Genomic DNA, 14753 nt, shown 5'->3' with positions numbered 1-14753 from the left:
ATTTCTTACATCCAGTATCCATATCGATATTTTAGAAAAAGGTACTGAAAATTGATAGAATAAAACATTAATATAAAATAATACTTTGTTACTGTTTCTGAGAATTTATTTTGCCACTCGCCGGTTAATTTTTTTGTTGACGTGGTTTCAGGATTCACATTCTTCAGAATGGATCTTTAATGGATAAACACCTGTGAGGCACCCGAGACAGAGCTTATTTTTGTCTATTCCAATGGCTCTGATGAGTCCTTCAATACTGAGGTATCCTAGAGAATCAGCATCTATCAATTCTTCTATCTCAGATATTTTCCTGTCTGAAGCAACTAACTCTTCTCTTGTTGCCATATTGATTCCCATATAACATGGTGCAATTATCGGAGGACTTCCTATCCGTGCATGCACTTCTTTTGCACCTGCGCCACGAATCATATTGATGATCCTTTTTGAGGTAGTTCCCCGTACAATACTATCATCAATAAGGATAATTTTCTTTCCGGATATATTCTGTGAAATTGTATTCATTTTAAGTCTTACAGCCGTTTCTCTCATGGACTGGCCAGGCAAAATGAAAGTCCTTCCTATATATCGATTTTTCATCAATCCTTCACTGTACTTAATTGATGATGTATCTGCATAACCAACAGCTGATGTAATCCCTGAGTCAGGCACAGGAGATACAATATCCGCTTCTACCGGGTGCTCTTTTGCCAGTTCCCTGCCAATTTTCTCACGAACCCTGTATACAAGCTGGCCGTCAATTATCGAATCAGGTCTTGCGAAGTATATATATTCAAAAACACAGTGTGAGATCTTTTTTTGTTCTGTTGACCTATAGCTTTCAATGTCTCCATTTCTGAAAACTACGATCTCACCAGGTTCAACATCACGGATCAGTTTTCCATTGAGTGTGTCTATTGCTACACTCTCTGAAGCAACTACATATCCTCCGTCAACTTCTCCAATGCAAAGTGGCTTAAATCCAAATGGGTCTCTTATTGCAATGAGCATTGAATCGATCATTACTGTCAATGAATATGATCCTTCAAGCCTCTCCATTACCTTCTTTAAAGATTCTATTGTATCATATGTGAGTAATTTTTTGACCAGCAGATGAACTATGACCTCAGTGTCGGATTCTGTAACAAAAATATGGCCTTCCGATTCAAGCTCATCTCTCAACTCCTGTCCATTAGTCAGATTACCATTATGTGCCAGGGCAATGCAGCCATTTTTGTAATTTACTACAAAAGGCTGGCAGTTCTCAATCCTTGAATCACCTGTGGTAGAATATCGGACATGTCCTATCCCCACATTTCCTGAAAGGTTATCAAGATCATCCTTGATATATACCTCGGGAACAAGACCCATACCCTTTATGGAATGTATGGTAGTTCCATCATAAACAGCTATGCCGGTTGATTCCTGACCCCTGTGCTGAAGTGCGTAGAGGGCGTAGTACATCTGATGTGCGACGTCTGGGGAGGATTCATTGTCAGGGCTAACACTTACTCCTACAACACCGCATTTCTCTTCCATCTGTATCTCCAAAAAAAGAAATTAGTGAATTAGTACTTGCATTTTTTTTGCCATCTATATTGTCTCATGCGAGCACTTTTACCAAAACCACATGATGTACACTGTTTTGTATGAATGTTAAGAGAAACACTTCCGCAGCGTCTGCATGTCACATGACTTCTTTTCTGCTTTTTACCCATTGAAGGAGTACCTTTGGACATTAATCATCACCTTTTAATTATTGAATACATTTAGATCATTGTTGATTCATATGAATCGTTTATATTTTTTTAATTCTATGCAAATCCTCAGGGTGAGAGATAAACAACATTGTCTCCTCTGATCACAACACTGCCGAGTTTGCGGACTATTTCTCCGTCCTTTAACTCTTCAGCATTGTCAAGAACCAGATTCATATGTACATCGTATCCCTGTAGTTCCCCTCTAAATTCACGCGCTCCTTTAAGTCTTACTATAACTGGTGTGTTCAGTGCATTGTTCAGTATATCAAGAGGTCGGTTTGCCATTTCAAGACGTCCAAAATTTTAATTGAATATAATTTTTATTATAGCTGTTTTTGATGCATGAATGTTGCAAATACAATATATAAAACTATCGAAAAGCCAGATGAATTTATTTATTTGCTTTTTTGAATTGATGTTTCTCTTATTAATCTATTCATTGGTTATAAATATTTTCAGAACAATAAGTGAAATTCATGGTAGATAGAGGTGAATTTATATGCAGAAAATGCCCGTTGTGATGACTATTGCAGGATCAGACTCTGGAGGAGGTGCCGGCATTGCAGCTGATCTGAAAACATTTTCAATGCTGGGAGTTCATGGTACCTGTGCTATTACTTCGGTTACATCCCAGAATACCCGTGGGGTACTGACCAGCTATGATCTTCCTCCTGAAGTCGTTTCAGACCAGATAAGTGCGGTGTGTGAAGACCTTAACCCTCTGTGGGCAAAAACAGGTATGTTACCTTCTTCAGATATTATCCGTGAAGTTGCAGACTGTGTCCGGAGATATAATTTCGGACTTGTGATTGATCCTGTAATGTCTGCAGAGGCAGGCGGTTCTCTTATGAGGCAGGAGGCACTTTCAACGCTTATAGATGAATTGGTTCCATTATGTGATGTTATTACTCCGAATGTACATGAGGCAGAGGTTATATCCGGTATTTCCATAGCAAATATGAATGATGCGAAAAAAGCAGCCCGGGTAATTGGTAAAAAAGGTGTGAATTATGTGATAATTACCGGTGGACACCTGAAAGGCTCTGATCTTATTTATGACAGTGCGAGCAATGACTATACCATGATACCCGGAAAACTGGTCAAGGGTGGAACACACGGTTCAGGGTGCACATATTCAGCTGCAATTGCTGCTTGTCTGTCCAGAAACTATTCACTGGAAGAGGCGTCATTCTTTTCGAAAAATTTTGTTGAGCAAGCTATTATCAATAGTTCTTCAGTTGGTAGAGGGGTTGCTCCAGTCAATCAATCCGGTGGAATACTTGATAGTGCCTCAAGGTATCATGTTTTCAGGAATGTTAAAAAAGCTGTTCATCTGGTTACAGGGCACAGATCATTTTTCAGATTGATACCTGAAGTCGGAACCAATTTGGCAATGGCAATACCAGATGCAAAAAGCACAGAAGATGTAGCTGCTGTTTCTGGAAGAATTGTTCGTCTTGAAAATACTCAGGTAACTGTGGGTGACATAGATTTTGGAAAGAGCAGTCATGTTGCAAGGATCGTTCTTGCAGCAATGGATTTTGATCCTGATATAAGGGCAGCTCTGAACATAAAATATTCAAAGGAAATAATTCAGATATGCAGAGATATGGATCTCTCCATTTCTACGTTTGACAGACAGCAGGAGCCGAAAAATGTAAGTACTATGGATTGGGGCGTATCCGAGGCTATAATATCGTTTAATGGTTCTGTACCGGACATAATTTATGATGAGGGAGGGGTTGGTAAGGAGGCCATGATACGGATACTTGGAAAGAACTCGATTAATGTTGCAAGGATCGCATCAAATATCGCAGATCAGATATGATCCGATATTAATGCAGCAAATGACAGAGGCCTTTTTTATAAAATCTGAGTTTCTCTGACCAGAACGATACAGAATCAAAATCGATATATAACATTGAAAATAGTGCATATCTGTACTATAAGGTACTATCAATTTAATATGAGGCTATAATATGGAATCAACAAAAATCATACTTGATGAAAATGAAATGCCGCAGAAGTGGTATAACATTTTACCAGATCTGCCTAACCCTCTTGATCCTCCATTAAACCCGGCAACCAATGAACCAATAAAAATCGAAGAGCTGGAGCCGATTTTTGCTGGAGAACTAATTAAGCAGGAATTAAGCAGTGATAGATATATTTCTATTCCTGAAGAAATACTTGATATATACCGTATGTGGAGACCATCTCCGCTTTACAGGGCAAAAAAACTTGAAGACATTCTCAAAACGCCTGCAAAAATATATTATAAATATGAAGGCGTAAGTCCTCCTGGTAGTCACAAACCCAATACTTCAATTGCCCAGGCATATTATAATATGAAAGAAGGAACTGAAAGGTTGACTACAGAAACAGGAGCAGGTCAGTGGGGCAGCTCACTTTCATTTGCATGTAATTACTTTGATCTTGAATGCAAGGTGTATATGGTAAGGTCAAGTTTTGAACAAAAACCATACCGTAAATCACTCATAAACCTGTGGGGCGGATCTGTTGTACCCTCTCCAAGCAATGAAACCAATTTTGGAAGAAAAATCCTGAAAGAATTCCCAGATACCACAGGAAGTCTTGGTATTGCTATAAGTGAAGCTGTAGAGGATGCAGCAATCAATGATAATACTAAGTATACTCTTGGTAGTGTCTTGAATCATGTGATGCTCCATCAGACAATTATTGGTCTTGAAGCCCAAAAACAGATGGAAATGGCTGAAGACTATCCGGACATCATTATTGGATGCTGTGGTGGCGGCAGCAATCTTGCTGGTATCAGCTTTCCGTTTATCAAAGATAAACTGGACGGAAAAAGTGATGTAAAAGTAGTTGCTTCAGAACCATCTGCATGCCCAACCCTTACAAAAGGACAGTTCAGGTATGACTTTGGGGATACTGCTGAGACCACACCTTTGCTTAAAATGTATACACTTGGCCATGAGTTCATACCCCCTGCGATCCATGCAGGCGGACTGAGATATCATGGTGATTCCCCAATCGTAAGCAAACTTGTGGATGAGGGGCTTATAGATGCGATTTCATATCATCAGATTGAGATTTTCGATGCAGCAATAATGTTTGCAAGGACTGAAGGTATAGCACCAGCTCCTGAAGCATCACATGCAATAAAAGCTGCTATCGATGAAGCTGTAAGGTGCAGGAAGACCGGGGAAGAGAAAACAATTCTGTTCAATCTGAGTGGGCATGGACACTTTGATATGTCCTCCTATGATAGGTATTTCTCAAAAAAGCTCAGCGATGATTGAAATAATGAAATGGACTGAAATTTCAATGCAGGCCAAAAATGTAGCCAGCAAACGGCTGCATTTTGACCTGTTTTTTACAGGTATTTGCTTGAATAATTGTTATATGCCCTTATGTACTCAGCGTGTGCCCATATAAGTGGAAATGTTATGTATGCAAGCCCATCTTTCCACTTTGGATGTTCTCTTGCCTGTTTTATCATTTCCAGTTTACTGTCCCTTAAGATACTTGCATTTGTGTAATCCTCAAGCCACATTTCAAACCTTTCAATAGTGGAGACATGCTCCGGCAGGTGATAGTTGTGTGCAATGTCCACAACCCAGCTGAGATAGAGTTCAGCTCTGTCATGATTGTCCACATCCACATAATGGCTTGCCATCTGGCATGTAAAATGGCACCATGGGCCATACCCGCCATTATTTCTGTTCCATAGCTCAGGATAGCGGTTCATACCACCAATCTCTTTGTCCCAGAGGTTTTCATGAATGCGTTTTACAGTTGATATATTTTTTATATCATTTTCATCGATCAGACCAAAATAGGCAGGAGCATGTTCGACCACATCAACATCTATTACATTTGATGCAAACGAATCATATCCAATGGGCTTGCTGCTCTTATCCTTTACCCGGATGCATTTTATAAATGACCGTCTTCGTGGACTGTATAGTCTTGTGAGAATTGCATCTTTAATTTTCTCAGCTTCATCATGCCATCCAGAAACATCTTTTCCAATAGCTTCTCCCATTTCAACTGCCGCAAAAATACCTGCGCAGCATGCAGAGTTTGCATATATTTCAAACCCATGCTCGTATGCCGGGAATTCATGAATACTGTTTATTGTATGGACAAGATCAACTTCTTCATTCTTGTTTGCAAGTATGAAATCTACAGCCTTTTCTACTGTGGACCAGTGCTTCTCTATAAAGTCCCTGTCAGCCATCTCATCAAAGAAGGGTCCTCCGCTGCTTTTGAAATATTTACCAAGCGAATAGAGTACTAGTCCTGTTCCATCTATCTGAAGCTCTTTGTAACTGGCGTCATTACCTTCAATATCGTATCTTTGTGAAAATTCACCTACAGGCTTCTGTGCATTCAAAATAAACTCCAATCCCAGCTTAGCCTGTTTCAGCATTCCGGCAGAAATTGCCCCAAGTATGGCAACTGAGTGATCCCTTGGGTATATGAATGGATATCTGGTGCCAGGGGGGCTGGCATAAAATCCACCGTTTGGATGCTGGTTTTGTTTCAGTATTTTTACACTTTCCTCGTAGAGTTTATGCGCTTTTGGTAAATTCAAAAAAGACCCCTCCTTAATTATCGATGTTTTCCATTTTGTATACATAGTATCCTTTTTCAAGATACCTGTCAACTTCCTCTCTGGTCATACCAGCCTTTTCCATTGCCTTCTCGTTGTAGACATATTCATCAGTAAATGGGGATTTTGATCCTACATTTAGGAGTTTTATGCCGCTAATCTCAGCCCGGCGATAACTATACCAGTGATGAAGAACCCCAAGAATATTTGTAAGAGCTGGATATTCCCATCCTCTCTCAGAGATATCTCTTTTATGATTTGAATACTCAATAATTTTCTTAAATTCTTCAGGTTCTCCAAACATATCCATAAACTCTACAAGATCTGTTGTACAGGGAGAAATTGGAATATAATTTATATCATCCTCTCTGGCACCCTCGATTCCGCCGCCTTCAATGTCTCCCAGTCTTCTGGCAATATCTTCAAGCCACTCAAGTGTTTTTTCAGGACCTACGATATTCACCATTTCAACAATGCCAAGCAAAAACGCTTTTGGTAACATATTTTCCAATCTGATCATTATATAACCCCATAATTAGTTCCATTTAATCTTATTTACTACTATCTGATAGGATTTTCTTCAGCGATAGATTCCATCCCACAGGACCAACTCCCTCTGAATATTTTATCCTCGGATCGTTTATTTCAGGATCATGTATTCCACCAGGCTTCTGGACAAGTACAGGTATATCTACAGCATGCAGCATTGAAAGATCATTAAGGCTGTCCCCTAACCCAATGGTCTTCAATGGTCCATATTCCTGCTCATATATCTGGCTGAGGATTTTCACTGCTTTACCCTTATCATTATCTCCCATCAGGTGCCAGAATCTGCCACCTTTTGTATAGCTGAGTCCACTGGATTTTATTATTGAGATCATTTTCTCAATAAGTTCCTGTAGCTCTTCTTGCGTATAACCGTCATTTTCAATTGTAAAAGCCTCATCGTATTCCCTTTTACCTGCCAGTTTAGCAGATTCCAGATCAAGGCCTGTAATTTCACTTATTTCTGAGGGGGTGAGATCCCCAAAACCCACAATTTTAAGACCAAGTTCAGACCTTATCCCTTCAAGAACCTTTCTTAGCGTCTGGTACTTTGTGCCAAGTTCAATAACATGGTAATTTTTAGATATGTAGTCATATTTGTAATCTACATTGAAGTAATTCAGGGGGATAAATATAGCCCCCCCGTTTTCTGATATAAACGGATGAATCAATCCCATTTCTTTTGTATAGACCTCGATTTCAGCTCTTGTTTTGCTTGTACAGAATATTAGAGGGATTTCCCTATTTTTCAGTAAAGAAAGCGCCTCCTCTGCAGGTTTGTAGGAATAAGTATCATGATCTATCAGTGTTCCGTCCATATCCGTAAATACAATATATTTCATGTTCATTTCCCCTCGATTTCTTTCTTTGGTGCCGGGAGATCTTTCTTATATACCACTGTGCGGTATGGGAATGGAATTTCTACACCTTCAGCATCAAATCTCTTTTTGATTGATTCTCTCAGTTCACATCCGGTACCATAAGCATTTGAACGGTCTGCAATCCAGACAAAAAGCCTGAGGTTAACCGCAAAATCTCCAAGTTCAGTAACAAGAACCGACATTTCATCTCCCATTTTGAATGATTGCTTGATCAGAGTTAGCTGATCAGCTGTCATTACCCTGGGATGTTTCTGTGCTTCTTCCAGCATCAATTTTCTGGCAAGGTCAATATTTGAATCATAGCTAATTCCTACATCAACAGGCCAGAGCACAGTTGGATCTTCAATGGACCAATTTATTATTGCTTCATCGCTTATAATGTGGTTTGGAATATACAGACGACGGTTATCCCATGTAGTGACTACAGTATACCCCAGTGTGATGTCTGCCACTCTTCCGTATTCATCTCTGATAGTTACAAGGTCTCCCACCCGGAATGGTCTGAACGTTGCCAGCGCAATCCCTGCGATAATGTTTGACAGGGTGTTCTGTGCAGCCAGACCTACAACAATTCCTGCAAACCCTGCACCTGCAAAAAGAGCTAGTGAAATGTTTCTCAGCACGGGTATGGTCATTATAATGGTAATAATACCACCCAGATAGATCATGGCAATGATTATTCTTCTTACAAGTGCATAGACGGTCTCATCAATTTCCATCTTCTTGCTGACCACTCTGAAATACGCATGCAGCATGCGGTTGACCAGATTGGCAGCAACAATTGTAATCACTATTATAAAGATGATCACGAAAAAATTTGCAAAATCCCATGTAAGCCATGAAGGTAGAAGATTTATGCTATCCATGTGGTATACCTGTGATTAATTTTTATTAATGTTATATAGACTAATAGTTATAGATTGTTTACTGATTATAAATAGTTTTAACTAATGTGTTTTGTCACTTTAAGTGAGAAATATTTCAGCTAAGAAAGATAAATGAATATGGCTCATGGGTAGATTCTATCATCGTAATTTATTTACCAGCTAGGATCAATTTAGTGCAGCAATCACATGAATATAAATAATCTAAACCTTCCAGAAAAAGTTAAAAAATACTATACTGATACAGGAATTGTTGATTTATATCCTCCTCAGAGAGAAGCTGTTGATAAAGGTTTGCTTGATGGAGAAAATATAGTTGCAGCTATTCCAACTGCTTCAGGAAAGACACTTCTTGCAGAGCTTTGCATGCTCAAGTCCATAGGGATGGGTGGAAAATGCCTCTATATAGTTCCCCTGAAAGCACTTGCATCAGAAAAGTATTCCAGATTCCGTGAATTTGAATCTCTGGGAATAAAGGTGGGAATCGCTACAGGAGATCTTGATTCCAGAGAAGAATGGCTTGGTAAGAATGATATAATCATTGCAACTTCTGAAAAGGTAGATTCTCTGCTCAGGAATGAATCATCCTGGATGAAAGAGATCAATACAGTTGTTGCAGATGAAGTGCATCTGTTAAACTCCGTGAACAGAGGCCCAACGCTTGAAATCACACTGGCAAAACTGATACATCTAAATCCTGGCTCCCAGATTATTGCATTATCTGCTACTATCGGAAACCCGGAAGACATTGCTGGATGGTTAGGCGCCAGGCTTGTGGTAAGCGAATGGAGACCAACAGACCTCTATGAGGGTATTCTATTGGATGGACTCCTGCATATTGGAAACATAAAAAAGGACATTCAGGACGAATCTCGTGATGATGCAGTAAATCTGGTTATTGATACTGTAAAGGATAAAGGGCAATGTCTTGTCTTTGAAAGCAGCCGGAGGAACTGTATGGGGTTTGCAAAAAAAGCCGGTAAATGGGTCTCAAAGATACTTGATGAACATGATACTATTCAGCTGAAGTCACTGTCACAGGAAATAGGTGAGGCCGGTGAAACTGAAATTGCAGATGTCCTTTCCCGATGTGTCCGGCAGGGTGTTGCATTTCATCATGCAGGTCTTAATTCTGAGCACAGAAGAATGGTGGAGGAAGGATTTCGAAAAAATCTGATAAAAATGATATCCAGTACACCTACACTGGCAGCAGGACTCAATCTTCCTGCAAGAAGGGTGATCATCAGAAGCTATAAGCGGTATGATCCAAACTTTGGGATGAAACCCATACCTGTTCTTGAGTACAAGCAGATGGCCGGAAGAGCTGGAAGGCCCCATCTGGATCCCTATGGGGAATCTGTGCTCATTGCACGTTCCTATGATGAATTTATGGATATTATGGAAAATTATGTGAATGCTGATCCTGAAGATATATGGTCAAAGCTGGGCACAGAAAATGCGCTACGAACTCATGTTTTATCCACGATTGTAAATGGATTTGCATATACTTACAGAGGGCTGATGGATTTTGTGAAAATGACATTTTTTGCTTACCAGAAAGAGGCTTCTGATCTGCATGATGTTATTGAGGAATGTGTTCGATTCCTGATTGATAATGAAATGATCATTTCAGATTCAAATGATATCTTACCGGAATCGGCTTTTAGATCTACTGCTACCGGAAAACTGATATCAATGCTATATATTGACCCCTTATCCGGCTCTCTGATTATGGATGGGATCAGAAAAGCTGATTATTTTGAGGATATTACAATGATGCACCTGATATGCAGCACTCCTGATATGAAAAATCTTTATATGCGTTCATCAGACTATGAAAATGTGAACATGTATGTGCTCCAGAATAAGGATAAGTTCATATCTATGCCCAGTCCATTTAAAATGATTGAGTATGAATGGTTCCTTGGTGAAGTGAAAACTGCTCTTCTTCTCTTAGACTGGATCAATGAGGTACCTGCCGATGATATATGTAAAAAATATGGTATTGGGGAAGGGGATATACGAATGTTTTCGGAGACCGCTGTGTGGCTTATGCATGCAACTTCAAGGCTTTCAGGATTACTTAAGGTATCGGAAGCTTCTGAAAAATCAAAAGAACTTGAGAAAAGACTGAGTTATGGGATAAATTCTGAACTGGTAAATATTGTGGCACTTAAAGGAATAGGAAGAGTACGTGCACGTAAAATTTATGAAAATGGATACCGATCAATTGATGATCTGAAAAAAGCAGACCCATTGAAACTGTCAAAGATAGTTGGATCAAAAATTTCACAGAAAATACTCAAACAGCTTGATATTGATGTTGATATAAGTGAAATAAAAGAGAAAGACTCAGATACAGTACCGGAGCCTGAAAGTTCACAAAAAACAATAAGTGACTTTACATAATATAATCATATAATAAATGATAATACTAAACGCTATATATTTTTTAAGGAATGATCTCAATGCTATACAATAAACTCCAGGATATCAGTGAGGAGGAGATAGATAGCCTGCTTAATCGCGGCGGTGAACTGACAGAAGTTAAGAGCCAGGTAGAACCGATACTGACTGATATTAGAAACAGGGGTGACTCTGCCCTTAATTTTTATACAAAGAAGTTCGATGGTGCAGAGATTGAACAGTTCGAAATAAGTCCCGAGGAGATAGAAAACGCCTTTCACAAGATCGATGAGAAACTGATCCGTAATCTCAAAAAAGCAGCAGAGAACATAAGGAAATTCCATTTTGCACAATTACCTGAAAAATTGTGGTTTATTGAAATTGAACCTGGTGTAGAGCTGGGGCAGAAATTTAGTCCTCTTGAAAATGTTGGTGCGTACGTTCCCGGTGGCAGAGCCTCCTATCCATCGACTGCGCTGATGACTATAATTCCTGCAAAAGTCGCTGGTGTGAAAAATGTGATCATGTGTACTCCACCAGGAGCTGACGGCACTATCAACCCTCTGACACTTGCTGCTGCAAAGATCGCAGGTGCCGATCATGTATACAGGGTTGGTGGAGTGCAAGCAATTGGAGCAATGGCTTATGGTACTGAGACCATCAAAAAAGTTGATAAGATCGTTGGCCCTGGGAATGTATATGTTACTACAGCTAAAATGCTTGTAAGGGATAAAGCGGAAATAGATTTTCCTGCAGGCCCCAGTGAAGTGTTGATCATTGCAGATGAATCAGCAGATGCAAGAATGGTAGCTTCAGACATTGTTGCACAGTCAGAACATGATCCACAAGCCGTCTCTGTTCTGATTACAACATCTGATATACTTGCAAAAGAGGTCAAAGATGAAGTAATTAGGCAATCTGCTGCTGCAAAAAGACATGAGATAATAGATAAATCACTGGAGAATTCTGCGATTCTGATCACTGATACTGTCCAGTCATGCATTGAATTCTCCAACAGGTTTGCACCAGAGCATCTGGAAATTGTGGTTTCAGATCCTGAAAGTGTCCTGGAGGGCATTGAGAATGCAGGATCGATTTTTGTTGGCAGTTATGCACCTGTATCTGCCGGAGACTATGCATCTGGAACCAATCACGTACTTCCAACTGCTGGATATGCAAAGATCTACTCAGGTCTTAATATCAATCATTTTATAAAATATTTAACAATCCAGAAGATCACTAAAAAGGGGCTGGAAAATATCTGTGATCCAATTATTTCAATTGCAGAAGAAGAAGGATTATATTCCCATGCTGATGCCGTGAGATTAAGATTTGATCACTGATTTTTTTATTTTTATTTCTTCAATAGATAATTATTTAATAGGTGGACACATACAATACTTTAATAAGTGGAGTCAGGGTTGACTCTATGGGGGTATTATATGAAAATAAGAGTGGTTAGTTCAAGAAATGAAATTCAGGAACTCAATCCTGGAGAGAAAGTTATACACCTTGCATTCAGGCCATCCAATAAAGATATTTTTACACTTGTGCAAAGATGTCCTGATGTTGAAGTTATTCAGTTACCCGGATCTTACAGAAGGACCGTATCCAAATCAATTGAAATGTTTCTTGAAATGCAGGGGATCAGACTGATTGAAGGGGATGTATGGGGTCACCGAAAAGACATAAATGAATACTACACAGTATCTCCTACAATAAAAGAGAAAATAAATGCTCTTCGGGATGAAGGAAAATCTGACTCACAGATTATTGAGAAACTCTCACGGGAGACCAAGATCAATGAGGATATGTTAATATATATACTGGAAAATGAATAAGCTGTGGATACATTCATTTAATTATCCCGGCTTTTCCATTACCTCCACTATATGCAAAATATTTTTCTGGATTTAATAATAATGGTGTATTTCTATCAGATATATGGCTTTGAATTATTATTATATCTGAAAAAATTGATCACTAAAACACGGATCATATATTTAGTTCATTGCTATGAAATGGTGGGTGGAGGGACTGTCTTAATTCATTCAGCAGATGATTTTTCATATTCTGCTGCATCAGCCAGAGCTGCTTCCTGAATCCTTGTCCTGAGGTCAGGCATGGCTGAAAGCGCCCTTTTCCAGTCGGGCATCAGTACATCTACCGGATCGTCCAGGTACTCTTCCCCTCCCTTCATAATTATTTCAGCAAATACATCTACATATCTCTCTTCCATATGTCTGTTGTAATTTATCCCATTGCAGAGAGCGTCAGTGTTGTACTGCCTTATAAGATCCTGTGCCATCCTTTTATATTTGATCCTGACACTATGCAGAAATGGAATGGAAACTTCCTGACTGCTTGCACTTGTTGTTTCACTGACTACCCTTAAAAGGGTTGTGAGAATATCTCTGGACATTTTACGAAGTCCTTCCTCCTTACTCTTTCCAAGAGGCTGATGCTTGTGCTCATAAAAACCAAGGTCTATCTGACATATTCTTTTAAGGGTGGCGTTTCTGTACATTTCTGCAAGAATTCCAACTTCCAGCCCCCAATCTCCCGGAATTCTAATGTTGAGCGCCATATCGGTCGTCATTGCAAATTCTCCTGAGAGAAGATATCTAAATGCCTGCATATACTGAAGCAACTCAGACTGATATCCCACTTCAATCCTAAGGGCCTCTATCAAAGGACGCACAAAAAGGCGATAAACCCGGCCATACATTATCTTATTCTCAGGGTCTATTCTGGCGTAATATCCTTTATTGAAAAAAAAGTCCATCTCAGGGTTAACTATAGGGTACAGCAACTTTGAAGGAAAATCTTTTGTATAATTGACAATGTCTGCATCGTGGAGTGCTATTGCATAGCTGTTGAGACTTGCAACACCAATTGCAATCCATACATCCTTGCCCTTACCCTTGAATGAAGTTATATCCAGTGCTTTTTCTTTCATATTTTTAAGGATATTTTCAACCCTTGGACCATTACACCATATAACCATATGAGGGACTTTTAGGAATTCAAAAAATTCAAGAACTTCAAAATATTCCTCCCAATTATCGGCTGCCAGTGGTATGATGACTCGTTTGATATAACTGCATTTGTTCAACTGGTCGACAATATTGTGCAATGGCTCATTTTTTATTTCACTATATAGTATTGGAACTATGAGGACAACCGGTCTTGTAAGTGTTAGATCATTCATTTTCTGATCGATCTTATCAGTATCAAAGCAAAAATCGTGGATTGTGGTAATCTCTTCCTGTAAAAAATCCATATTCAAAACCCCTTAACTTAAATGTAACCTTGGTCTAATTGATAATAGTCAATTTATGATGTTTTAAATCTGCGTTCTCTACTCCCATTCAGAAAACAGATTATAGATGTAATAAGAAATTGGTGAGATAATATAAATCCTTTCCTGAGAAGAACAAAATTATTATCTATAATTCGTCTTTAATTATTTAATGGAAAGATGTCCGGATTTTGTTAATTCTACTGAAAGAATAAACAAAATATCCGGAAGTATTGGCACTTCATCATATACAGTTAAATGATTTAAACCAATTTTTTAAGATCACAGATATTATCCTGAAAGGTAAAGATTTTTGGATATATTGAACCGGTGTGTGAATCTATAATATCAGAGAGGATAGGAAACCACTTATTTTAA

Annotated in this window: 13 protein-coding genes; 5 read left to right on the top strand and 8 right to left on the bottom strand. The window is 39.0% G+C overall.

Annotation, left to right across the window (positions count from 1 at the left end; genetic code table 11):
- Nucleotides 1-147 precede the first annotated feature (147 nt).
- The 3 genes from purF to MZHIL_RS06895 form a co-directional block, all read right to left on the bottom strand.
- A complete protein-coding gene (gene purF, locus MZHIL_RS06900; protein WP_013898651.1) occupies nt 148-1536 on the bottom strand; it encodes an amidophosphoribosyltransferase in 1389 nt (462 codons plus the stop codon).
- 29 nt (nt 1537-1565) lie between these two features.
- Nucleotides 1566-1736 carry a 50S ribosomal protein L37e gene (locus MZHIL_RS10340; RefSeq protein ID WP_013898650.1) on the bottom strand — a complete coding sequence of 57 codons (171 nt, stop codon included), beginning with the start codon at nt 1734-1736 and terminating at the stop codon, nt 1566-1568.
- Nucleotides 1737-1823: 87 nt separating this feature from the next.
- Nucleotides 1824-2042 carry an LSm family protein gene (locus MZHIL_RS06895; RefSeq protein WP_013898649.1) on the bottom strand — a complete coding sequence of 73 codons (219 nt, stop codon included), beginning with the start codon at nt 2040-2042 and terminating at the stop codon, nt 1824-1826.
- Between the two features lie 214 nt (nt 2043-2256).
- Here MZHIL_RS06895 and thiD point away from each other — a divergent pair, with 214 nt between their 5' ends.
- Both thiD and MZHIL_RS06885 read left to right on the top strand, forming a co-directional pair.
- Nucleotides 2257-3585, top strand: coding sequence for a bifunctional hydroxymethylpyrimidine kinase/phosphomethylpyrimidine kinase (thiD, locus tag MZHIL_RS06890; RefSeq protein ID WP_013898648.1), 1329 nt, complete (start codon nt 2257-2259; stop codon nt 3583-3585).
- A gap of 151 nt (nt 3586-3736) precedes the next feature.
- Nucleotides 3737-5041 carry a TrpB-like pyridoxal phosphate-dependent enzyme gene (locus MZHIL_RS06885; RefSeq protein WP_013898647.1) on the top strand — a complete coding sequence of 435 codons (1305 nt, stop codon included), beginning with the start codon at nt 3737-3739 and terminating at the stop codon, nt 5039-5041.
- 74 nt (nt 5042-5115) lie between these two features.
- Here the strand turns inward: MZHIL_RS06885 and MZHIL_RS06880 are convergent, their stop codons facing one another.
- The 4 genes from MZHIL_RS06880 to MZHIL_RS06865 are packed head-to-tail and all read right to left on the bottom strand — an operon-like array spanning nt 5116 to nt 8650.
- A complete protein-coding gene (locus MZHIL_RS06880; protein WP_013898646.1) occupies nt 5116-6339 on the bottom strand; it encodes a glycoside hydrolase family 15 protein in 1224 nt (407 codons plus the stop codon).
- A gap of 13 nt (nt 6340-6352) precedes the next feature.
- Nucleotides 6353-6877 (bottom strand): hypothetical protein, encoded by a 525-nt coding sequence (locus MZHIL_RS06875; protein ID WP_013898645.1) that lies wholly within the window; start codon nt 6875-6877, stop codon nt 6353-6355.
- A gap of 31 nt (nt 6878-6908) precedes the next feature.
- Nucleotides 6909-7745 (bottom strand): mannosyl-3-phosphoglycerate phosphatase, encoded by an 837-nt coding sequence (mpgP, locus tag MZHIL_RS06870; protein ID WP_013898644.1) that lies wholly within the window; start codon nt 7743-7745, stop codon nt 6909-6911.
- 2 nt (nt 7746-7747) lie between these two features.
- Nucleotides 7748-8650 carry a mechanosensitive ion channel family protein gene (locus MZHIL_RS06865; protein WP_013898643.1) on the bottom strand — a complete coding sequence of 301 codons (903 nt, stop codon included), beginning with the start codon at nt 8648-8650 and terminating at the stop codon, nt 7748-7750.
- Between the two features lie 207 nt (nt 8651-8857).
- On the opposite strand from MZHIL_RS06865, the gene MZHIL_RS06860 reads away from it, so the two are divergent.
- From MZHIL_RS06860 to MZHIL_RS06850, 3 genes are all read left to right on the top strand, one after another.
- Nucleotides 8858-11077 carry an ATP-dependent DNA helicase gene (locus MZHIL_RS06860; protein WP_013898642.1) on the top strand — a complete coding sequence of 740 codons (2220 nt, stop codon included), beginning with the start codon at nt 8858-8860 and terminating at the stop codon, nt 11075-11077.
- A 59-nt stretch (nt 11078-11136) separates the two neighbouring features.
- Nucleotides 11137-12417 (top strand): histidinol dehydrogenase, encoded by a 1281-nt coding sequence (gene hisD, locus MZHIL_RS06855; RefSeq protein ID WP_013898641.1) that lies wholly within the window; start codon nt 11137-11139, stop codon nt 12415-12417.
- Between the two features lie 99 nt (nt 12418-12516).
- Complete coding sequence (locus MZHIL_RS06850; protein ID WP_013898640.1) at nt 12517-12915, top strand: DUF1699 family protein; 399 nt, start codon at nt 12517-12519, stop codon at nt 12913-12915.
- 206 nt (nt 12916-13121) lie between these two features.
- Here MZHIL_RS06850 and gpgS read toward each other — a convergent pair whose 3' ends face one another.
- Nucleotides 13122-14357, bottom strand: coding sequence for a glucosyl-3-phosphoglycerate synthase (gene gpgS / locus MZHIL_RS06845; RefSeq protein WP_013898638.1), 1236 nt, complete (start codon nt 14355-14357; stop codon nt 13122-13124).
- Between the last annotated feature and the right edge of the window lie 396 nt (nt 14358-14753).

Source organism: Methanosalsum zhilinae DSM 4017 (assembly GCF_000217995.1).
Lineage (GTDB): Archaea > Halobacteriota > Methanosarcinia > Methanosarcinales > Methanosarcinaceae > Methanosalsum > Methanosalsum zhilinae.
The sequence above is the reverse complement of the archived record's forward strand: the minus strand, read 5'-3'. Positions and strand labels throughout refer to the sequence as shown.

Excerpts from the sequence above, each read along its gene's own strand:
- gpgS (WP_013898638.1), bottom strand. The coding sequence starts at position 14,357 with ATGGATTTTTTACAGGAAGAGATTACCACAATCCACGATTTTTGCTTT.
- MZHIL_RS06895 (WP_013898649.1), bottom strand. The coding sequence starts at position 2,042 with ATGGCAAACCGACCTCTTGATATACTGAACAATGCACTGAACACACCA.
- MZHIL_RS06885 (WP_013898647.1), top strand. The coding sequence starts at position 3,737 with ATGGAATCAACAAAAATCATACTTGATGAAAATGAAATGCCGCAGAAG.
- MZHIL_RS06860 (WP_013898642.1), top strand. The coding sequence starts at position 8,858 with ATGAATATAAATAATCTAAACCTTCCAGAAAAAGTTAAAAAATACTAT.
- mpgP (WP_013898644.1), bottom strand. The coding sequence starts at position 7,745 with ATGAAATATATTGTATTTACGGATATGGACGGAACACTGATAGATCAT.
- thiD (WP_013898648.1), top strand. The coding sequence starts at position 2,257 with ATGCAGAAAATGCCCGTTGTGATGACTATTGCAGGATCAGACTCTGGA.
- purF (WP_013898651.1), bottom strand. The coding sequence starts at position 1,536 with ATGGAAGAGAAATGCGGTGTTGTAGGAGTAAGTGTTAGCCCTGACAAT.
- MZHIL_RS06875 (WP_013898645.1), bottom strand. The coding sequence starts at position 6,877 with ATGATCAGATTGGAAAATATGTTACCAAAAGCGTTTTTGCTTGGCATT.
- MZHIL_RS06865 (WP_013898643.1), bottom strand. The coding sequence starts at position 8,650 with ATGGATAGCATAAATCTTCTACCTTCATGGCTTACATGGGATTTTGCA.
- hisD (WP_013898641.1), top strand. The coding sequence starts at position 11,137 with ATGCTATACAATAAACTCCAGGATATCAGTGAGGAGGAGATAGATAGC.
- MZHIL_RS10340 (WP_013898650.1), bottom strand. The coding sequence starts at position 1,736 with ATGTCCAAAGGTACTCCTTCAATGGGTAAAAAGCAGAAAAGAAGTCAT.
- MZHIL_RS06850 (WP_013898640.1), top strand. The coding sequence starts at position 12,517 with ATGAAAATAAGAGTGGTTAGTTCAAGAAATGAAATTCAGGAACTCAAT.